This window comes from Imhoffiella purpurea (assembly GCF_000585215.1).
Taxonomy (GTDB): domain Bacteria; phylum Pseudomonadota; class Gammaproteobacteria; order Chromatiales; family Chromatiaceae; genus Imhoffiella; species Imhoffiella purpurea.
The window spans coordinates 21,994-41,708 of the sequence record NZ_AONC01000034.1; the positions used below are offsets into that span (position 1 = coordinate 21,994).

At 64.7% G+C, this 19,715-nt stretch carries 17 protein-coding genes and 1 pseudogene; 2 read left to right on the plus strand and 16 right to left on the minus strand.

Translation table 11 applies throughout. The annotated features are described in order from the left end of the window. Positions 1–59: 59 nt before the first annotated feature. The 16 genes and pseudogenes from D779_RS11255 to D779_RS11325 all read right to left on the minus strand — a co-directional run bounded on the left by D779_RS11255 (position 60) and on the right by D779_RS11325 (position 17,582). The gene (locus tag D779_RS11255) at positions 60–1,034 is read right to left on the minus strand and encodes a hypothetical protein (protein WP_157726377.1); all 975 of its coding nucleotides are present in this window, start codon (positions 1,032–1,034) and stop codon (positions 60–62) included. 56 nt (positions 1,035–1,090) lie between these two features. Further along, positions 1,091–1,372 carry a hypothetical protein gene (locus D779_RS11260; protein ID WP_052348053.1) on the minus strand — a complete coding sequence of 94 codons (282 nt, stop codon included), beginning with the start codon at positions 1,370–1,372 and terminating at the stop codon, positions 1,091–1,093. Between the two features lie 394 nt (positions 1,373–1,766). Further along, positions 1,767–1,952 (minus strand): hypothetical protein, encoded by a 186-nt coding sequence (locus tag D779_RS11265; RefSeq protein WP_043753891.1) that lies wholly within the window; start codon positions 1,950–1,952, stop codon positions 1,767–1,769. Between the two features lie 170 nt (positions 1,953–2,122). Next, positions 2,123–4,384: a putative bifunctional diguanylate cyclase/phosphodiesterase gene (locus tag D779_RS11270; protein ID WP_043753951.1), complete on the minus strand. Its 2,262-nt coding sequence runs from the start codon at positions 4,382–4,384 to the stop codon at positions 2,123–2,125. 25 nt (positions 4,385–4,409) lie between these two features. Beyond that, positions 4,410–5,489, minus strand: a complete 1,080-nt coding sequence (locus D779_RS11275) for a protein-glutamate methylesterase/protein-glutamine glutaminase (protein WP_043753893.1) — start codon at positions 5,487–5,489, stop codon at positions 4,410–4,412. After that, positions 5,486–6,028 carry a chemotaxis protein CheD gene (locus D779_RS11280; RefSeq protein ID WP_043753896.1) on the minus strand — a complete coding sequence of 181 codons (543 nt, stop codon included), beginning with the start codon at positions 6,026–6,028 and terminating at the stop codon, positions 5,486–5,488. The genes D779_RS11275 and D779_RS11280 overlap by 4 nt, the downstream gene beginning before the upstream one ends. A gap of 13 nt (positions 6,029–6,041) precedes the next feature. Continuing rightward, positions 6,042–6,848, minus strand: a complete 807-nt coding sequence (locus D779_RS11285; protein ID WP_043753898.1) for a CheR family methyltransferase — start codon at positions 6,846–6,848, stop codon at positions 6,042–6,044. 36 nt (positions 6,849–6,884) lie between these two features. Beyond that, positions 6,885–8,549 (minus strand): methyl-accepting chemotaxis protein, encoded by a 1,665-nt coding sequence (locus D779_RS23350; protein ID WP_456297599.1) that lies wholly within the window; start codon positions 8,547–8,549, stop codon positions 6,885–6,887. Between the two features lie 27 nt (positions 8,550–8,576). Further along, positions 8,577–9,611, minus strand: a pseudogene (locus D779_RS23355) (MCP four helix bundle domain-containing protein); the annotation flags it as partial. A 234-nt stretch (positions 9,612–9,845) separates the two neighbouring features. After that, positions 9,846–10,397 carry a chemotaxis protein CheW gene (locus D779_RS11295; RefSeq protein WP_043753952.1) on the minus strand — a complete coding sequence of 184 codons (552 nt, stop codon included), beginning with the start codon at positions 10,395–10,397 and terminating at the stop codon, positions 9,846–9,848. 11 nt (positions 10,398–10,408) lie between these two features. Beyond that, positions 10,409–13,036, minus strand: coding sequence for a cache domain-containing protein (locus D779_RS11300; protein WP_043753904.1), 2,628 nt, complete (start codon positions 13,034–13,036; stop codon positions 10,409–10,411). A 27-nt stretch (positions 13,037–13,063) separates the two neighbouring features. After that, positions 13,064–15,286: a chemotaxis protein CheA gene (locus tag D779_RS11305; protein ID WP_052348054.1), complete on the minus strand. Its 2,223-nt coding sequence runs from the start codon at positions 15,284–15,286 to the stop codon at positions 13,064–13,066. Between the two features lie 10 nt (positions 15,287–15,296). After that, positions 15,297–15,605 carry an STAS domain-containing protein gene (locus D779_RS11310; RefSeq protein ID WP_043753907.1) on the minus strand — a complete coding sequence of 103 codons (309 nt, stop codon included), beginning with the start codon at positions 15,603–15,605 and terminating at the stop codon, positions 15,297–15,299. Beyond that, entirely contained in the window at positions 15,602–15,970 is a 369-nt protein-coding gene (locus tag D779_RS11315; protein ID WP_043753910.1) for a response regulator, read from the minus strand. Before D779_RS11315 ends, D779_RS11310 begins: the two co-directional genes overlap by 4 nt. Positions 15,971–15,997: 27 nt before the next feature. Next, the gene (locus tag D779_RS11320) at positions 15,998–17,137 is read right to left on the minus strand and encodes a methyl-accepting chemotaxis protein (protein ID WP_232424162.1); all 1,140 of its coding nucleotides are present in this window, start codon (positions 17,135–17,137) and stop codon (positions 15,998–16,000) included. A gap of 43 nt (positions 17,138–17,180) precedes the next feature. Beyond that, positions 17,181–17,582, minus strand: a complete 402-nt coding sequence (locus tag D779_RS11325) for a response regulator (protein WP_052348056.1) — start codon at positions 17,580–17,582, stop codon at positions 17,181–17,183. A 224-nt stretch (positions 17,583–17,806) separates the two neighbouring features. Here D779_RS11325 and D779_RS11330 point away from each other — a divergent pair, with 224 nt between their 5' ends. Together D779_RS11330 and D779_RS21105 are read left to right on the plus strand one after the other, a co-directional pair. Beyond that, positions 17,807–18,655 carry a PstS family phosphate ABC transporter substrate-binding protein gene (locus D779_RS11330; protein ID WP_043753912.1) on the plus strand — a complete coding sequence of 283 codons (849 nt, stop codon included), beginning with the start codon at positions 17,807–17,809 and terminating at the stop codon, positions 18,653–18,655. Then, complete coding sequence (locus D779_RS21105; RefSeq protein ID WP_052348057.1) at positions 18,652–19,683, plus strand: GGDEF domain-containing protein; 1,032 nt, start codon at positions 18,652–18,654, stop codon at positions 19,681–19,683. The genes D779_RS11330 and D779_RS21105 overlap by 4 nt, the downstream gene beginning before the upstream one ends. Positions 19,684–19,715 lie beyond the last annotated feature (32 nt).

Sequence of the window (19,715 nt, forward strand, 5' to 3'; positions counted from 1 at the left end):
ACCGAGTCCCCTAGCCCTCCCGCATAGGGGACTCCATCTCTGCTCAAGACCCATCGGTCTCAATCGAACAGCGCTCGGATCAGGCTCTGCCAGATGGGATTCTCCGGGCGACCGGGAGGCTCACTGGACTCGATCAGCATGAGGGCGCGCCCTTCCGCATCGTAGAGCCTCAATTGGTAGCGCCCTCCCCTTGGACCCGGCCGTTCGAGCACCCAGGCACTGTCGATCGCTTCCGCGTCGAAACGCACCTCGGCCAGGTCGCCCGACCAGCGCAGCTGGTCGCCTTTGCGCTGACGAAAACTGTGGAAGCATCCCGTGCAGCTCTGCGCCACCCCTCGGGTACCGGTGAACAGACGCACGCCCAGGGACTGATCGGAGACGGCCTCGAGAAAGCAGGGAACCAGTTCGGGCGCGGCCAGACGCGCGCGCCCGCGGGACTGCATCCGCGCCGGGTTCAGTGTGAGCCGGCCACCGACTTCGGCCAGGTCGCCGACGTCGGGCGGCGATCCTCCGAGCCTCAGGACCGCGGCCAATGTCTGCATCCACTTGTCCAGCCGGGTGAAGCGATCCGCATCCGCCCGCATGGGAGCCGTTCTCCCGCCATGCGGACAATGGATTCCGAGAAAGGTCTTGAGCAGGAATGCAGGCCCGCCGGGCTCGGCCGACACCCGCATCAGCGTTTCCCGATCGACGCCCTCGATGCAAAGCCCTACCCCGGGGTCGGACAGGTTCGATGTCGAGGGACGCATCGCATGCCAGGCATCGAGCAGACAATAGAGCTCGAACCCAGGTCCGGCGGCATAGCCCAGCCCTTCGCGAAGATGCAACCCCTGCAGATGTATCCTCTGGGAGACCTGAATGCCCGGTATGCGGGTCTCGACCCGAACCCGGCCGAGACAGGCCAGGTCCCACAGCATCTCGGTCCAATGGCCGCTCTGCCGCGCCGACTCGAATCCTCGGCCCGCGGGTTCGTCGTCATCGACCCAAGGCGTTCCAAGGGCATGAATGGAAGAGAGGGATGTCGCGGCGGTCATGGCTGCACTCCAAGGCTGATCGGGCATCACGGGATTGCGGTCGACATGGCCCGGCATCACGAGGACGCGGTGGCCGCTGCGCATCGGGGCGCGCCACGATGCCCGGCGATCCAGCGCCAGTGCCGGGCGAAACGGCGATAGGCGCATTGCTCCTCGGGGTCGCGGCAGACCTCCGGGTGGAGATAGAGTGCCTCGAGATGACGCACGACGGATTCGGCCCTTTCGGCGGTCCCTTCGTGCGCATAGCCGCGAATCAGGTCGCCCACCTTGGACTCCAAGACGCGACGATCGAGACGACCGAGATCATCGGCCGACAGCATGGCGATGAGATGTTGCATCCAGCTTCTCCATAGGGATTGATTGCGAACGGCCGGCGGGCGGCCCGGAACCGAGTCCCTGGGCGGCTGGCATGGCGATCTCGATGAGGAACAGGCTCGGCATTCGCGGAAGCCCCCTGACATTTATTGCTAATGCGAACCGTTCTCAATAAATATAGAAGCCTATCGGCCAATGGTCAAGAGCCCAATGACAGGATGGCGAACCGATACACGAGGCCCATTTCCGTGCAGCCGGGATCCCGTGCGGGCGATCTCGGCCACGGAGAGACCATGCCTATTTCAGGCATTCCTGTCCGGAGGAAGGAAACGGAGAACCACCGACCCGTGCCGGGAAACGGCGGATAGGGACAGGCTGGCCTGAATCCAATCCCAGGCGCAGCGAAGGATGAGAAGGCTATTCGGATCGATCGCGGCAGTGACGACCCGATTCCTTGGCGAAGCGGTGAATCATGCCCCAGCGTTCACGCCGCCGGCTCATCGGCATGGAGTCGAGAACGGCCCGCAGCCAGCGCTGAAGGCGCCCGCGGAATCGGGTCTTGGAGGAGAGCGTGCGATCGAGACAGGGACTCAAGAGGCTCATGCAGACTCCTTCGGGCGGCGACGGAACAGGTTCGGCGCCGTTTCGGGGTAGAGTTGGCATAGCAAAAAATACGAACAATTCGCATTGATTTCAAGACCCGGAATTCGCCCCGCCTCGATAGCAGTGCCGGTCGCGGGTCGGCGTTCCTGGAAATGCGTCCTCGAGAAGACTCAGGTCCCCTCCGCCGAACGCACCATCAGTGTCCGTCCGTCGCGCAGCAGACGCTCGCACGCCTCGGCCGGAAGCGGACGGCTGAAGAGAAAGCCCTGCACCTCCTCGCAATCGTTCAGCACCAGATAGCGCAGTTGAGCCTCGGTCTCCACGCCCTCGGCGACCACCGAGAGCCCGAGCGAATGCGCCAGGACGATGATGGCGCGCGTGATCGCCTCGTGATGGCCGCCATCGCCACCGAGCGGACTCACGAAGGAACGATCGATCTTGAGCCGGTCCAGCGGGAAGCTGCGCAGATAGCCGAGCGAGGAATAGCCGGTGCCGAAATCGTCGACCGACAGACGCACCCCCATGTCGTTGAGCTCGTTGAGGATGCGGATCGCATCCTGAACGTCCTCCATGAGCGCGGTCTCGGTGATCTCGAGCTCCAGCTGGCCGGCCTCGACGCCACTGCGCATCAGCATGGTCGCGATGCGCTGGGCGAGATCGGGCCGACGCAGCTGACGCGGCGACAGGTTGACCGCCATGGTGCCCGGATTCAGCCCCTGATCCAGCCAACTGGCCTGCTGCTCCAGTGCCTGCTGCAGAACCCAGTCCCCGATCTCCAGAATGAGTCCGGACTCCTCGGCCACCGGGATGAATTCGGCCGGGCTGATGGCCCCTTCCTGACGGCAGTTCCAACGCAGCAGCGCCTCCCAGCCGGTGATGCGTCGGGTGAGCAGATCGATGCGCGGCTGGTAATGCAGATGGAACTCCTGCTCCTCGATGGCCACACGCAGCAGACCCTGCAGCCGGTGCCTCCGCTGGACCTGCTCGGCCACCGGACCGTCGTAGAAGGCATAGCTGCCGCCCCCGGATGTCTTGGCCCATCCCAAGGCCAGGTCGGCCTTGCGCACCAGCTGGCTCACGTCGCGGCCATCGGATGGAATGAGCGCGATGCCCAGGCTCAGCGTCTGACGGTGTTCCCACTCATTGATGAGGATGGGCGCGGAGAATGCCGCCAGGATCCGCTCGGACAGAGCGACGACGGACTTGCGGTCGGCCCCAAAGAGGACGGCGACCAGCACGTCGCCGCTGAAGCGCACCAGGGGCGTGCCTGGCGGCAGGATCTCGACCAGTCGCGCACAGACGGCGACCAGCAGGAGGTCGCCGAACTCGTGCCCGAGCGATTCGTTGACCTGGCGAAAACGGTCCAGATCGATCAGGGCCAAGGCGCCGGGCACGAGGAGCCCCTGCTCGTCGGCCAGGATCTGGGATAGCTGCGAGCGATTCGGCAACCCCGTCAGATCGTCCTGGGTGGCCATGGTGTGCAGCAGATAGGTTTGGCGGGTCTGCTCGGAGGTGTCCTGGACGAACGCCATGACCAGAGGCCATCCGCCGATACTGGCACAGCTGAGGGTCATGTCGGTGGTGACATCCCTGCCGTCAGGCCCAACCAGGGGGAGAGACACCGAGCTACCGGATTCGGGCTCGGCGCAGTCTCCGAGTTCGGCGAGCGCGCGGCGCAGGGACTCCCGACCCGAGGCATCGGGAATCAGATCCAGCAGGTTAGCGATAGCGAGGGGCTCGTCCGTCTCGCCCATCATGGTGGCGAACTGTCGGTTCACGTAGCGAATGCCGGCGTCCATATCCATGATGAGGATACCCGCCGGGGCATGATCGATCAGACGCTCGATGCACTCGACGCTCGGCCTGGGCCTCAGGCCGGACGCTTCGGTCTCCTTTGGAGATGCCTCCCGCAGCATCCAATAGAGCCCGACCAGCATCATCAGATCGACAACCGGCTGGAACGGCGCAAGACCGGGCATCCGATACGTCAACCCGAGCGCCAGCACCCAGATCTGCAGCAGGATCAGACCCAGCAGTATGGTCCGACGCCGGCGACTGGCGCTGCGTCCCGTGGCGGCGGCGAGAACGACGATGGACGCGGCATAGACCGACAACAGCAGCCAGCTCGTCAGGTCGAGTCCCGCGGCCAGTGCGAGCAGAACGGCGAATGCCGCCGCCAGCGGAATCCGCAGGCTCCAGCTCGCCCGAGTCGAGGAGCCGATCAGACCGACCCTGACCGCGGCCCGCTCGGCGAGGGTCGCGGCGAAGGCGGCCATCGCCACCTGGACGAGGCCCCTGAGCATGCCCGGGACACCGGACCAGACATCGCCGAGCGAACCCGAGATCAGCCAGATCAGGGCCGGCAAGGCCAGGAGGATCGAGACCCTGGTGACGGAGATGGGGCGCCTGACGTCAAAGGGCCCAAGATGCATCGTCATACTCCACCGACCTTGTTCGCTATCTCCGCCCCTCTCCGAAGGCCATGATGGTCCCGGCGATATCGCCGAGCGGCATCGACCGCTCGACGGCACCCAGCTTGACCGCCTCCTTGGGCATACCATAGACGACGCAGGTCGCCTCGTCCTGCGCCACCGACATGGCGCCAGCGTCGCGCATCTCCTTGAGTCCGCGTGCGCCGTCGTCGCCCATGCCGGTCATGATGACCCCCAGGGCGTTGCGCCCGGCGCTGCGCGCGGTCGAGCGGAAGAGCACGTCGACGGACGGCTTGTGCCGGCTCACCGGCGGACCGTCCATGATGCTGACCTGATACTGGGCGCCACTGCGCTTGAGGACCATGTGCCGACCTCCGGGCGCGATCAGTGCCCGTCCCTGAATCACCCGGTCGCCGTTCTGGGCCTCGCGGACCTCCATCTGGCAGAGACCGTCGAGCCGCTTGGCGAAGGCGGTCGTGAACTGCTCGGGCATATGCTGCACCACCACCAGGCCCGGCGCCGTGCGCGGCAAGGCGGTCAGGAGCACCTCCAGCGCCTGAGTGCCGCCGGTCGAGGTACCGACCGCCACGATCTTCTCCGTGGTCTGATGCATCGCCCGATCGGGGGCACTGCCGAGCACCACGTCGGCCGTATATTTCGGGACCACCGCCGGGGCCGGAGCCGATGCGACCCGCTTCATATTGGCCTTGGAGGCCGCGCGTACGGCCCGGGCGACCTCCTTGGCCGCCGAGGAGAGAAAATCCTTCAGCCCCACCTGGGGCTTGGTGATCACCTCCATGGCGCCGGCGGCCAAGGCCTCGATCGTCGTCTGGGCACCCTTCTCGGTCAGGGAGGAGCAGATGACGACGGGGGTCGGATGCTCGGCCATCAGCTTCTTCATGAAGGTGATGCCGTCCATCCTAGGCATCTCCACGTCGAGGACGATGACGTCCGGCCAATCGCGCTTCATCTTCTCGAGCGCGAAGATCGGATCCGAGGCGGTCGCGATCACCTTCAAGTCGTGCTCGTTCTCGAGCAACCCGGAAAGCACCTGCCGTACCGTGGCCGAATCGTCCACGATCATGACCTTGATGCATGCACTCATGCCACTTTCTCCTTTTTGCACCGACGGCACCAGCCCTCGCAGACGACGGGGGAATGCTTGAGCCAGGCGAGACCGCTGGCGACATCGAACACCAGTTGACGATGCCCGTGACCGCCAAGATGCTCGGCCACCACCGGATGCCCGAAATATTTCGCCAGTTCGCGACCGGCCGCGATATTGCGCTCGTTGACCCGATTGGTGGAGATGTCGCATCCGGCATCGGGACAGGGAAACATGATGCCGCCACCGAAGAGCTTGGCCTCGAACTCGTGCGGCGGACGTCCGGTCGCCTCGATCTCGCGCTCCAGCATCGCCATCGCCGAATCGGCGTAACAGCCGCCACGGTCGGGCTTGAGGGAGGCAGGGGAACGGGAGATCATGAAATGGCAGAGTCCTCCGATCCGTAGCGTCGGATGCCAGAGGGTCACGGCGACACAGGAACCGAGGACGGTCCGCAGACGCGTCTCTCCGCCCCCGAACCAGATGTCGCAGGGATAGACATAGATGTCTTGTTGGTTTTCTTGACGGGTATTGGTCATGGAGGCGGTCCGCTCAGACCTTGCGATAGACGGCGGGGGCGATTCCTTCCAACCCCTTGACCAATCCGGTGAGACTCTCCGAGTGTCCGATGAAGAACCAGCCCCCCGGACGCAGACGGTTCATGAGACTCTCGACCACCTTGCGCTTGGTATCCGGCTGGAAATAGATCATGACGTTGCGCAGAAAGATGGCGTCGAAGGTTCCGGTCGAGGGCAATGGCGCCGTCAGGTTGATCTGGGCGAAACTCACCCTGGAACGGAGCTGGGGCGAAATGATGAAGCGTCCCTCCTGGCTGCCGATCCCCTTGAGACAATAGCGTTTCAGCCGGGCCTGCGACAGCTCGGGCGCGCGCTCCATCGAATAGAGCCCGGATTCGGCCTGCTCCAGGACCTTGCTGCTGATGTCGGAACCCAAGACCTCCCAGGAGCCGGCCCCCAGAGACTCCTCCAGCACCATGGCGAGCGTGTAGACCTCCTCGCCGCTGGAGCAGGCCGCGCTCCACACCCGGAAGGGACGTTCGCGCGGATGCTGGGCCAGGAGCCCGTCGCGCAGCAGCTCGAAATGCTTCGGCTCGCGGAAGAAATGGGTCTCGTTGGTGGTCAGCAGATCCACCGCGATCTGGCGCTCCTCGCTCTCGGCCGAGATCAGACGATAATAGTCGGTGAAGCTATTCAGACCATGGTGACGCAGACGCTTGGTCAGGCGCCCCGCCACCAGCGTCTTCTTCACCGGGGACAGACTGATACCGGCGACGCCATAGATGAATTTCCGGAATTGAGCGAACTCATGGTCGCTCAGCCGCGTCTCATGCGTGCTCATGTCGCGTCTCGTCTTCGGATGCCATGACAACCTCCATCAGAAACTGACGAACTCGGAATCCAGCGTCGGGCTGGCCGACAGCCGCTTGAGGCCCGGCTTGGATACCATGCTCGCCTCCTCGGGGGCCTTGAGCGCCTTGGATGCCGATGCGGCAGCCGCAGGGAGGGGGCGGGCCGACTCGCCGCCGGTCTTGAAGAAGCTCATCATCTGCTGGAGCTGCTCGGCCTGGCCGCTCATCTCCTCGGCCGTCGCCGCCAGCTCCTCGGAGGCCGAGGCGTTCTGCTGGGTCGTCTGATTGAGCTGTTCCATGGCACCGTTGATCTGGCCCACGCCGGTCGACTGCTCGCTCGACGCGGCCGCGATCTCCTGCACCAGGTCCGAGGTCTTGGCGATCGCCGGCACGATCTCGTCGAGCAGACGTCCGGCGCGCTCGGCCAGCTCCACGCTGGAGCCCGCCACCTCGCCGATCTCCTGGGCCGCCTCCTGGCTGCGCTCGGCCAGCTTGCGCACCTCGGCCGCAACCACCGCGAAGCCTTTGCCGTGCTCGCCCGCCCGCGCCGCCTCGATCGCCGCGTTCAGGGCCAGCAGGTTGGTCTGATAGGCGATGTCGTCGATGATCCCGATCTTCTGGGCGATCTGCTTCATGGCATGCACGGTCTCGCGCACCGCCTCGCCGCCCTCGGCCGCCTCCTTCGCCGCCTTGGCCGCCATGCCGTCGGTCACGGTGGCGTTCTCCGTGTTCTGCGCCACCGAGGCCGCCATCTGCTCCATCGAGGCCGAGGTCTCCTCGACGCTCGCGGCCTGCTCGGTCGCGCCCTGGGACAGCGACTGGGACGTCATGCTGACCTGATCGGCGGCCGAGGTGAGATCGTCCGCGGTATCGCGCACATCGACCATGGTCTGAGCCAGCTTGGCCACCGTGTTGTTCACCGTGGTGCGCAGCTCCTCGAGCCGCCCCTGGTAGCGGGTCTCGATGGTCTCGGACAGATCGCCCTCCTCCATCAGGCTCAGGATGCGCATCACCTCGTTCACCGGACCGATCACCGCATCCAGGGTCGCGTTGATCCCCTCGACGATGCGACGGAAGTCGCCGCGATGATGGGCGGCGTCGGCGCGCACCTCGAGCCGGCCGGCCACGGCGGCCTCGGCCAGCCGGTCGGCGTCCTCGATCAGGGCCTTGATGTTGCCGCGCACCTGCTCGACGGTCTCGTTGATGAAGCGTTTCTTCCCCGGAAAGAGTTCCAGCTCGGCGTCCATGTCGCCTTCGCCGAAGGCCTTCACGCAGGCCATCGCCTTCTTCTTCACCGCGATGTGGCCCGCGACCATGTCATTGACCCCCTTGGCCATCGTCCGGAAGTCGCCCTTGAACCGTTCCTCGTCCATGCGCACGTCGATATCGCCCGCGTCGTGCTCGTCCGCCATCCGGCTCATCTCGTCGATGAAACCGCGGATGTTGCCCCGCACCTGCTCGATGGTGTCGTTGATGAAGCGTTTCTTCCCCGGAAAGAGTTCCAGCTCGGCGTCCATGTCGCCCTCGCCGAAGGCCTTCACGCAGGCCATCGTCTTCTTCTTCACCGCGATGTGGCCCGCGACCATGTCGTTGACCCCTTTGGCCATCGTCCGGAAGTCGCCCTTGAACCGCGCCTCGTCCATGCGCACGTCGATGTCGCCCGCGTCGTGCTCGTCCGCCATCCGGCTCATCTCGGCGATGAAACCGCGGATGTTGCCCCGCACCTGCTCGATGGTGTCGTTGATGAAGCGCTTCTTCCCCGGAAAGAGTTCCAGCTCGGCGTCCATGTCGCCCTCGCCGAAGGCCTTCACGCAGGCCATCGCCTTCTTCTTCACCGCGATGTGGCCCGCGACCATGTCGTTGACGCCCTTGGCCATCACCTGGAAATCGCCCTGGAACCGCGCCTCGTCCATGCGCACGTCGATGTCGCCCGCGTCGTGCTCGTCCGCCATCCGGCTCATCTCGGCGATGAAGCGCTGGATGGCGTCAGACATCTTATTCATTGCCGCCATCAGACTGGAGTCATCACCCTTTTTGAGGACGATCTCCGAGCCCAGATCACCGACCGCGATCCGGTTGGCGACCGCGGCGGCGAAGTCGGGCTCGCCGCCCAGCTGCTTGAGCAGACCGCGCGTGATGGTGATCCCCAGGAGGCCGACCACGAACAGGGTCAGAGCGACCAGGATCAGGGTCGTGCCGAAGGCGCTATCGCGGGTGGTCTCGGCCAGATCGGCCGCCCGATTCGCCAGTCCGACGTTGTATGCGAAATGCTCGTCGAGGACGGTGTCGAGCTGCCTGGCGATCGAGGCGATCGCGGACGCCTGCTCATGGGCCGCCTCGAGGTCGTTGGTGCGCGAGCGCATGAGCAGCGGATCGAGTCCGACGACGTATTGCTGGTACAGCGCCATCTCCCGCTCGAGAAACCCCTTGTCCGTCTCGTCGGAGACGAGGGACAGGTAGGCCTGCTCCGCCTGCTCGAATCCCGCGCGACCCTCGGCGATCTCCTTCTCGACCGCCGCCATCCTGGCCGAATCGGTACTGAGGATATGACGATAGACGCTGACCCGAAGCCGCGCGAACCGACCGCGCAAGTCGTCCAGGGCCACCAGGCTGGGGACCGAATTGAGGGTGCTGTAATTCGCCGCCTCATAGACCTTGACCATCTGCCGGTCGTTCAGGAAGGTCAGCAGTCCGATTCCGAGCAGCGCCGCACCCACGAGCAGGGTCATCTTTTTGGCGACAGTGAACTTCATGAGGATAGGTCCCCTTGATTAGTGTGAAATCATCCAACCATGCAGGAATGCATCGGCTCGGCGGACCAATCTGCGAGGCCTCGCCGTCATCTGGAATGCCCTTCATGGACTTCGGGGGATCCATCGATGCCTTCGTCCGCCACCGGCGAGCCGCCCCTCCGAGCGCAAAGCCGGCCATGATCAGACGACCGGTCCCGACACCCGACGGAGGCGGAACCGGTCGCCGAGGAGTCTTCAACCCGAGGATGCGGCCCGATTGGAAACGGCGGCGATCGCGGGGGACACGAGACCGATGAGACCCTCGGTGCCCAAGACGCGCGAGACGTCGAGCAGGATGACGAAGCGACCGTCCACCTTGCCCATGCCCCGAATGAAGTCGCTCTTGATGCCGGCGCCGAAGGCCGGTGGCGGCTCGATCTCCTCGGGCGAGATCTCGAGCACCGCCGAGACGCTGTCGACCAGGATGCCCACGTCCTGAACGCTGCCTTCCTCGTTCATCTCGACGATGACGATGCAGCTGCGCCGCCCGGCCTCAGCCGCCCGTCCATGGAAACGGGCGGACAGATCCACGACCGGAACCACGGCCCCGCGCAGATTGATCACGCCCCGGATGAAGTCGGGCATCATGGGCACGCTCGAAACCGCGCCGTACTGGATGATCTCCTTGATCGCCAGGATGCCGATGCCGAACATCTGTCCCGCCACGGTGAAGGTCAGATACTGGCTGGTGCCTTCCTCCTCGACGTCGATCGGACCGGACCGCGTGTTTGGATCCTTGGATGCCATGATCACCTCCCTCAGAAACTGACGAATTCGGAATCCAGCATCGGACTGGAGGAGAGCCGCTTGACGCTCGGCTTGGATACGATTCTCGGCTCGGCGGACGCCTTGGGCTTGGCTGGCGCCGCCGGAAGCTGGACCGAACCGCCGCCGGTCTTGAAGAAGCTCATCATCTGCTGGAGCTGCTCGGCTTGGCTGCTCATCTCCTCGGCCGTCGCCGCCAGCTCCTCGGAGGCCGAGGCGTTCTGCTGGGTCGTCTGATTGAGCTGCTCCATGGCGCCGTTGATCTGACTCACGCCGGTCGACTGCTCGCTCGACGCGGCCGCGATCTCCTGCACCAGATCCGAGGTCTTGGCGATCGCCGGCACGATCTCGTCGAGCAGACATCCGGCCTTCTCGGCCAGCTGAACGCTGGAGCTGGCCACCTCGCCGATCTCCTGGGCCGCCTCCTGGCTGCGCTCGGCCAGCTTGCGCACCTCGGCCGCGACCACGGCGAAGCCCTTGCCGTGCTCGCCCGCGCGCGCCGCCTCGATCGCCGCGTTCAGGGCCAGCAGGTTGGTCTGATAGGCGATGTCGTCGATGATGCCGATCTTCTCGGCGATCGATTTCATCGCCATCACGGTCTCCTTCACCGCGACGCCGCCCTCGGATGCCTCCTTCGCCGCCTTGGCCGCCATGCCGTCGGTCACGGTGGCGTTCTCGGTGTTCTGCGCCACCGAGGCCGACATCTGCTCCATCGAGGCCGAGGTCTCCTCGACGCTCGCGGCCTGCTCGGTCGCGCCCTGGGACAGCGACTGGGAGGTCATGCTGACCTGATCGGCGGCCGAGGTCAGATCGTCGGCGGTGCTGCGCACGTCCTGCATGGTCTGAGCCAGCTTGACCACCGTGTTGTTGACCGTGGTACGCAGCTCCTCGAGCCGCCCATGGTAGCGGGCCTCGATGGTCTCGGACAAATCGCCCTCCTCCATCAGGCTCAGAATGCGCATCACCTCGTTCACCGGACCGACCACCGCGTCCAGGGTGGCGTTGATCCCCTCGACGATGCGGCGGAAGTCGCCGCGATGATGGGTCGCATCGGCACGCTCGTCCAGCCGGCCCTCCAGGGCGGCCTCGGACAATGTGCGGGTATCCGCGATCACGGACTTGATCGCCTCGATACTGGTGTTGACGGCCGTGGAGATGGCGTCGAAGGTCTCCTTCGCCTCCTGGGTGTCGGCATCGGCGGCATCGGTCAGGATCTGGAAGTCGACGTCGCCCTCGGCGAGCTTCGTCAGTCCCGTCACCAGCTTGTGGGTCTCGGCCTTCTGATACTCGGAGACCTTTCTCGCGACCCGTTCGTTGCGCTTGACCTGGGTCTGATCGACGATGAACTCGAAGGCCCCGACCACATTGCCCTCGCCGTCCACCAACGGGGCACCTGAATAGGCGATATCCAGATCGCGGCCGCCCGGATGGGCGTCGGTCTCGCTCGATGCGGTCTGGTTCTTGTTCATGGCGCAGGCGCTGGCGCACTTGGCCGACTGACAATCACTCGTCCTGAACTGGTCGTAGCATTTGGTACCCAACAGCTGGTCCGGCGATTTGCCGCCCATCTTTGCCCCGAGTTCGTTGATGTACTGGATGTTGAAATCCCGGTCCATGATCATGGCCGGAGCCGGCATGAAGTCGAGGAAGCCGACCAGACGATCCAGGGTCGCGTTGATCCCCTCCACGATCTTGCGGTATTCGCCGGCATGCTGGCCGGCGTCCGCGCGCTCGTTGAGACGGCCGAGCTCGGTCTCGCGGATCAGCCGCCGGGTATCGGCCGACATGGCGCGGAGACTGTCCTGAACCTTGCGTACCGCGCGCAGCAGCTGGCCGGTCTCGTCGCGGCTCTGCGAATCCACCAGCTGGCTGAGATCGCCGGTGGCGAGCAGATCCGCGGCCTCCACGGCCCGACCGATGGGGCGCACGATGGAGCGGGTGATGAGCACCGCGAATCCGAGCAGCACGATGGCCGAAACCAAGGCGATGGCGCAGAGGAGCAACGCGGCCTCCCAGAAGGTCGCGTTCACGTCGTCGATATAGACGCCCGTACCGATCACCCAGCCCCAGGGCTCGTAGAGATGCCCGACGGACAGCTTGGCGACTGGCTCGCTGTGACCCGGCTTGGGCCAGAGATATTCCAGGAATTCCCACTCGCCGGACATGGCATGATCGACCAGCTTGCGCAGGATGCTCACGCCGGTGCTGTCCTTGACACCGGAGACGTCCTTGCCGACCAGTTCGGGCTTGATCGGCTGAACCAGCATCCGATAGTCCGTGTCGATCACGAACAGATAGTTGTCCCCTTCGTAGCGCATGGCAGAGAATGCCTCCTTGGCCTCTTCTCGGGCGGCCTCCGGTGTCATGGCGCCGCTCTTGACCTGGCTCTCGTAATAATCGAGCGCACTCACGCCCAGCTCGACCATGTTCTGAAGCTTGTCCTGCTTCTCCTGCATGATCGAGGATCGCAGAACACCCAGTGAGACAGCCGTGATGACGATGAGTACGAGTACGACGCTGGCGATCAATAGATTGAGTCGGGTTCCGATCCTCATGTCGAAACGTCCCTTGCCGGCCTGGTCCTGAGTGGAATTGGAATTGCTGGATTGAGCTTGGTCCATGGTGTCACCTGAGCAAACTGCTGAATGTCAAACGAGGTCGATCTGTTCTTTGCCGGGGCTGGATTCCACCGCCCCGCCTGCTTCGCGCTGTACGGAAATTCGAATGAGCTCCTGAACGTCCAGAATCATCGCCACCTCCCCCCCACCGAGGATGGTGGAGCCGCCGAAGAATCCCCGGAGATGGTTCAACAGACGCCCCAATGGCTTGATCACGGTCTGGAACTCGCCCAGCAGATAATCCACGACCAAGCCGACCCGCTGGCCGGCGTACTGAATGACGACGATGTTCTGACGCCGCGGCGGAGTGCCCCCGATATGGAAGAGATCGCGCAGACGCAGGAAGGGCAGCACCTGGCCGCGGAGATTGATGTAGTCCTTGTCGCTGGTCTCGGCCGGATCGCATTTCATGCACTCGACCACGCAATCGAGCGGAATGATGTAGTAGCCGTCTCCGACCCCGACCAGGAAGCCGTCGATGATGGCCAGGGTCAGTGGCAGACGAATGGCGACCCGAGTACCGACTCCGGGCTCGCTTTGGAGACCGATGGTGCCGCGCAAGGCGTCGATATTGCGCCGAACCACGTCCATGCCGACCCCGCGTCCGGAGAGATTGGTCACCTGCTCGGCGGTCGAGAAGCCGGGCTCGAAGATCAGGTGATCGATTTCATGATCGCTGAGCGTCTGACCCGGCTGGACCAGACCCCGCTCCTGGGCCTTGGCCAGGATCCGGGCGCGATCCAGACCGCCGCCGTCGTCGACGATCTCGATGACGATGCTCCCGGATTCGTGATAGGCGTTGAGGCGCAGCGTCCCCTTGGCCGGCTTGCCCGCCGCGATCCGCCTTTCGGTGGATTCGAGACCATGGTCCATGGCGTTGCGCACCAGATGCATCAGCGGATCGCCGATCTTCTCCACCACCGACTTGTCCAGCTCGGTCTCGGCACCGGTGATGACGAGGTCGATCTCCTTGCCCAGATCCTGGGAGACGTCGCGGACCACGCGACGGAAGCGGTTGAAGGTCTCGCCGATCTCGACCATGCGCAGCCGCAGCGCGCTGTCGCGGATCGACTCCACCAGACCGCCGATGGTCGCATTGGCCTCGACCAGCGAGCGGTTGCGGCTGCGGCGGGCCAGTGTCTCGGCCGCCGAGCCCGCGATCACCAGTTCGCCGACCAGATTGATCAGATCGTCGAGCTTGGCGGCATCGATGCGGATGACCCGGGCCTCGCGCGTCTTGGCCTCCCGGGTACGGCGCTGCTTGTCCAAGGCCGCGTCCACCAGCTCCTGCTGGACCAGCTCGCGTTCGACCAGGATCTCTCCCAGCGGCTGGGCCGGCTTCACATCGCCCCTATCGACCGGCTCCTCCTGACCGCCGAACTGGATGCGCAGCCCCTCCTCCAGCTCGCGCTCGGTGAGCGTCCCGCAGGCGACCAGGATCTCGCCCAGACGGGCCGAATCCTCGGGGAGATCCTGGATCAGATCGATATAGGCACCGATCTGGCTGTTTGGAGGGAGAATGGTGAGCGTGCAGTCCGACTGCACGAACTCGAAGGCCGATTCGATGTCGCCCTTGGACAGTGCGCCGGCCAGACGGATCTCGAAGCCCAGATAGCATGCCTCGGCGTCCATCTCGTCGCCCGCCGGGATGGCGTCGTCGATCACCTCGACATGGACCAGGGTGCCGATGGTTCCCAGATAGCGCACGAAGGACAGGGGATCGAAGCCGTTGCGCAGCAAATCGCGATCGAAGCGGACCGAGACGTGCCAGGTATCCTGATCCACCCCTGCCCCCCCCATGCCCATGCCCGGGGACGCGCTCGCCGGAGACTCGGGAGCCGCCTCATCCGAGACCGGGGACTCCCCCAGATAGAGATTGAGACCGGCGATCAGGCCGGTGCTCGCCGTCAAGAGGTCGGCATCCGGAGTCTCGTTCCCGGCGGCCAGCTCCTCGAGCAGGGTCGCGATATGATCCTGACAGCCGAGGAGAAGCGCGATGAGCTTGTCGTCAACGCTCAGCTCGCCGTCTCGCACGCGATCCATCAGGCTCTCGGCCACGTGAGTGAAGCTGACGATGTGATCCAGCCCGAAGAGGCCCGCCGCACCCTTGATGGTGTGCATGGCGCGAAACACGGCGTTGATGGCATCCGTATCGCCCGGCGACGTCTCCAGGGTCAGGAGCGCATCCTCCATGGCCTCCAGTAGCTCGCGACTCTCCTCGATGAAGGTTTGCTGGGCCTTGTCCAGGTTCATGGATCGGTCCTCAGGAGTTGGATTCCAGTCCGCGGGCGTCTCCGAAGCGGACCGTCAGATTGCAGAGATCGAAGACGTCCCGAACCGAATCGCTGGGATTGAGGAACCGCAGCGGCTTGCGCATGCGCTCGGCCTCCTGCCTCGCCAGGATCAGCACCTGAAGCCCCGCCGTATCCAGCTCGGTCACGGCCGACAGATCCAGGGACGGATCCTCGGCCCGACTCAGGAACTCCATGAGCCGCATCTTGGTCTCGGAGGCGCAGTAGATGTTGAGCTCGCCCTCGAGACAGAGCGCGGAGTGGACCTGGGCCTCGCTCATGGCAGCACCAGCTTGGAGACCGCCGCGAGCATCTGCTGCGGCTGGAACGGCTTGACGATCCAGGCCTTGGCACCCGCTTCCTGGCCCCTCTGCTTCTTGTCCGCGGCCGACTCCGTGGTCAGCATGATGACCGGCGTGAACTTGTAGGACGGATGGGCTTTGACCTGCTTGACGAAACTGATGCCGTCCATGTTCGGCATGTTGACGTCACTGATGATGAGATGAAGTTTGCGCCCGTCCAGCTTGGTCAGGGCATCCTTGCCGTCGCAGGCATCCACGACGTCGTAGCCGGCACCCTTGAGTGCGATCGAAACGACCTGGCGCACGCTCGCCGAATCGTCCACGATCATGATCGTTTTGCTCATCTCGAACTCCAGTTCGGAAATATCGGTTTAGAAGAAGGTGATCTCTGTATTGTCTTGCGCGTCGGCAGCGGCCCCACCATGGTGGTTGTCCATCTGCTCGGCGGTGGTATAGGTCCGGCACAGCTCCTGAAGCCAGTGGCCGGCATCGATGGCCTGGGCGCGATGGCCGAGCTCCTGCTGCTCGAGAACCTCCTCCAGGTGGGACGCCAGGCGCTCCATGTCGCCCGTGGCCTGGACCAGGATCTGACTCACCCGGTCCTGGAATTGCAGCCCGACCAGAACCTCGGCGATCTCGCCCTGCACCGCCGCGCCGACCTCGCGGAGCATCTCCGCCGAGCCCGAAAGCCCGTCGGCGCCACGCTCGAATTTGTCCACGACCGAGTGGATGGCATGCTCGGCGCCCTGAACCAGCTGAGCGTCCTCCTCGGCATAGCGGGCCGCGGTGTTCTGCGCGAGCATGATGGCCTGATTGATGGATTTGACCCGCTCGGCGATCTGCTTGCCGGTATCGCCGGACATCGCCGAGAGATTGCGCACCTCGTCGGCCACGATGGCGAATCCGCGTCCTGCCTCTCCGGCGCGGGCCGCCTCGATGGCGGCATTGAGGGCCAGCAGATTGGTCTGGTCGGCGATCTTGGCCACCGCGGCGGCCATCTCCCGAAGCTCGGAGGTGAAGGCCGCCAGCTCCTGGATATGCCCCAGCATCTCGCCCTTCGCCTCCAGCGCCGTGCGCAGGCTGGCCACGACATCGCTCAGCTCCCGGCGGCTCTCTGCCAGGGTCTCCACCAGGCTTCCGGACCCGGACAACCCGCCGGCCGCCTCCCCCGACAGCGTCATGGTCGATTCGAGCCTGTCGTAGATCCCGCTGAAGCGCCCGGTCAGACCTGTGATGGCCTCTTCGGTCTGATGGCGGGCGGTGTCCACCTGGCGACGCCAGATGGGCAGGACCTGTACGCAGAGCTGATCCAGTCCCTCGACGGACAGGGGTGGCGGAGGAATCTCGGCCAGCGTCCGGGCACGGACCCGCTCGCCCTCCCGCTTCAGCGCACGACGCGACAGCAGGGCCGTCGCCACCCCAGCGGCGACACCCAGCAGCACCAGTATCGTGGCCGTCGGCCACTGATCCCCGGCATGGAGGATCACGGCCCCGCCACCGAGCACACCCATGAGTGATGGGATCGCGATCTGCCACGAAACGCGTATCGCTTCTTCAGGATTCGGCATAGCTTGCTCCGGCTTGGCTACCCTTGTGCGCGGACCAGTAGGCCCGATCCTCGATCAGACTCAGCAATTGCGGATAGTCCATGGACTTGTCGAAATACCAGTCGGCTCCCAGATCCAGGCTCGCACGGCGCAATTCGGCCTGATTGCTGAAAACGGCCACCTTGGTGGGCAAGTCGCTGCCTCGCACCTCCTGGAGCAAGTCCAGTCCGGTGCCGTCGGGCAAGGCGATATCCAGCACCAGCAGGTCCGGACCGAAGCCGGACAGGCAGAGACGCGCTTCAGCCAGGTTGCGGCTGTAGGCAAGGAGCGACACGTCCGAAAGATCTCGCAACATGTCGAACAACCGCCGCCATACGATCAGGCTGTCATCGACGATCAGAACTCGCATGAGGAACTCGACTGGGTTTCCATGCGATGCAGAATAGCCCCCAGGAGTCTAGCGAAATATCAGACGGAGGCGGGATTTGCGGTCAGGAGCGACCGAGTTTGCTGTCAGATTTTCCTGACATTGGGCTTGGAGGTCCGCGGCTCGGCGCCGGACCGGGGTCCACGGCATGAGGCCCGTGCTATGATCGGCGCTCGGAGCAGTCGTCATCCACTCTGGAGCTGTAGATGCCCATCCGAGGATTGCGCGGTACCGGCCTCATCGCCCTGCTGACCTCCAGCTGCTGGGCCGCACCGGTCGCGCACGCCTCCGAGGCCATGTTGATCGGCGGTACCGGGGGAGCCCTCGGAACCCTGGCGCATCTGTTGACGGCATACCGCTCGCTCCATCCGGATAGCGAACTCGAACTGCTCGAGACGAGCCTAGGAACGGGAGGCGGCATCCGCGCCCTGACCGACGGCCGTCTCGCCATCGCCCTGGCCGCACGCGACCTGACCGAATCCGAGCGCGCATCGGGGATCCGGGTCCATCCATTCGCCAGAACGCCGCTCGTCTTCGTGACGCAGCCGGCGGTCGAGGAAAAGGGTCTCACGATTCGGACCCTGTCGGAAATCTATCGCGGACTGCGCACCACCTGGTCGGACGACAGCCACTGCCGTCCGGTCATGCGTCCATCGACCGACTCGGACACCATGGTGATCCGCACGCTCGATCCCGAACTCGCTCGATCGGTCGACATCGCCGTGCGGCGCTCCGATCTGCTGGTCCCCCTCACCTCCCAGGAAAACCTGGACACCATCGCCAGAATCCCCGGGGCCTTCGGCTACGCACCCTATGCGCAATTGTCGAGCGAGAATCGGGACCTGCCGATACTCGCCTTCGAAGGCGAGGAGCCGATCAGGGACGGGCGCGCCAATCGCGCCTACGCACTCTGGACGGACTTCTCTCTCGTGACCCGGCCCGCTCCGCCCCCCGAGGTGTCGCGATTCGTCGATTTCGTCTACTCGGGACGAGGACGGGCGATCATCCAAAGCGAGGGCAATCTCGCCCTTCCGGCCCCGGCATCCGCGCCGTGACGTCCTTCGCCACGGCCAGTCGCCATATCGCCAACCTCCTGCGATGGGGCGTGGTCGTCATCGCCCTGACACTCACGATCCTGATCCCGGTCATGCACTTCAATCTCGAGCGACATTTCATCGCCGGAATCCTGGCGACCCTCTCCGAATATTCGGCGAAGCAGATCATGGAAAAGGTGATCGCCCGCAACCCGACGCTCTGGAGCTACGAGGATCCGAGGTTCGTCGGACTGCTGCGTCGAGAGGCCCTGGGCAGACAGGTACGACAAGCGGTCTACAAGCAGGACGGCACACTCCTGATCGCGCTGGGCAGACACCCCGACCCGCCGACGATCAAGGAGCGCGCGCCCTTGTTCGATGCCGGCGTGCCCGTCGGCTATCTGGAAACCAGCGCCTCGCTGGAGCCCACGCTGCGCATCAGCCTCACCATCGCCCTCTTCATGGCGCTGGGGGGCAGCATCGCCATCCTGCTGTTCGATGTCTTTCCATTGCGCCAACTGCGCCGAGCGGAATCCAGGATCCACTATCTGGCCGAGCACGATCCGCTCACCGGCCTGCTCAACCGCTATGTCGTGGAGCCCAGATTCGAACAGGAGATGCATCGTGCCGAGCGCTACGGCCTGCAGCTGTCGCTGATCCTGTTCGACATCGACCATTTCAAGCGCATCAACGACTGCTTCGGCCATACCAAGGGAGACGCCGTGCTGCGCCAGCTCAGCCTGCTGGCGGAACGACACATCCGCAGCAGCGACACCCTGGTGCGCTGGGGCGGCGAGGAATTCCTCGTCATCTCGACCCATACCGATCTGACCATGGCCAGGGAGCAGGCCGAGAAGCTGCGCCGAATCGTCGAACGCGCGGATTTCGGCATCGGGCAGAAGGTCACCATCAGCCTGGGAGTCAGCACTTGCGAACCTCGGAGCAGTCTTCAGACCTGCGTCGACCGTGCGGACGCGGCCTTGTATCGCGCCAAATGCGAGGGGCATAACCGTTGCGCGCTGGCCCTGCCCGAAGACTGCGAGCAATAGTCCGCCGGCCGGCAGCACCCCATCGGCCGCTC

Excerpts from the sequence above, each read along its gene's own strand:
- D779_RS11295 (WP_043753952.1), bottom strand. The coding sequence starts at position 10,397 with ATGGCATCCAAGGATCCAAACACGCGGTCCGGTCCGATCGACGTCGAG.
- D779_RS11265 (WP_043753891.1), bottom strand. The coding sequence starts at position 1,952 with ATGAGCCTCTTGAGTCCCTGTCTCGATCGCACGCTCTCCTCCAAGACC.
- D779_RS11330 (WP_043753912.1), top strand. The coding sequence starts at position 17,807 with ATGCCCATCCGAGGATTGCGCGGTACCGGCCTCATCGCCCTGCTGACC.
- D779_RS11300 (WP_043753904.1), bottom strand. The coding sequence starts at position 13,036 with ATGGACCAAGCTCAATCCAGCAATTCCAATTCCACTCAGGACCAGGCC.
- D779_RS11275 (WP_043753893.1), bottom strand. The coding sequence starts at position 5,489 with ATGAGTGCATGCATCAAGGTCATGATCGTGGACGATTCGGCCACGGTA.
- D779_RS11260 (WP_052348053.1), bottom strand. The coding sequence starts at position 1,372 with ATGCAACATCTCATCGCCATGCTGTCGGCCGATGATCTCGGTCGTCTC.
- D779_RS11325 (WP_052348056.1), bottom strand. The coding sequence starts at position 17,582 with ATGCGAGTTCTGATCGTCGATGACAGCCTGATCGTATGGCGGCGGTTG.
- D779_RS11255 (WP_157726377.1), bottom strand. The coding sequence starts at position 1,034 with ATGACCGCCGCGACATCCCTCTCTTCCATTCATGCCCTTGGAACGCCT.
- D779_RS11320 (WP_232424162.1), bottom strand. The coding sequence starts at position 17,137 with ATGGGTGTGCTCGGTGGCGGGGCCGTGATCCTCCATGCCGGGGATCAG.
- D779_RS11270 (WP_043753951.1), bottom strand. The coding sequence starts at position 4,384 with ATGCATCTTGGGCCCTTTGACGTCAGGCGCCCCATCTCCGTCACCAGG.
- D779_RS11280 (WP_043753896.1), bottom strand. The coding sequence starts at position 6,028 with ATGACCAATACCCGTCAAGAAAACCAACAAGACATCTATGTCTATCCC.
- D779_RS11305 (WP_052348054.1), bottom strand. The coding sequence starts at position 15,286 with ATGAACCTGGACAAGGCCCAGCAAACCTTCATCGAGGAGAGTCGCGAG.
- D779_RS11285 (WP_043753898.1), bottom strand. The coding sequence starts at position 6,848 with ATGAGCACGCATGAGACGCGGCTGAGCGACCATGAGTTCGCTCAATTC.
- D779_RS11310 (WP_043753907.1), bottom strand. The coding sequence starts at position 15,605 with ATGAGCGAGGCCCAGGTCCACTCCGCGCTCTGTCTCGAGGGCGAGCTC.
- D779_RS23350 (WP_456297599.1), bottom strand. The coding sequence starts at position 8,549 with ATGAGCCGGATGGCGGACGAGCACGACGCGGGCGACATCGACGTGCGC.
- D779_RS11315 (WP_043753910.1), bottom strand. The coding sequence starts at position 15,970 with ATGAGCAAAACGATCATGATCGTGGACGATTCGGCGAGCGTGCGCCAG.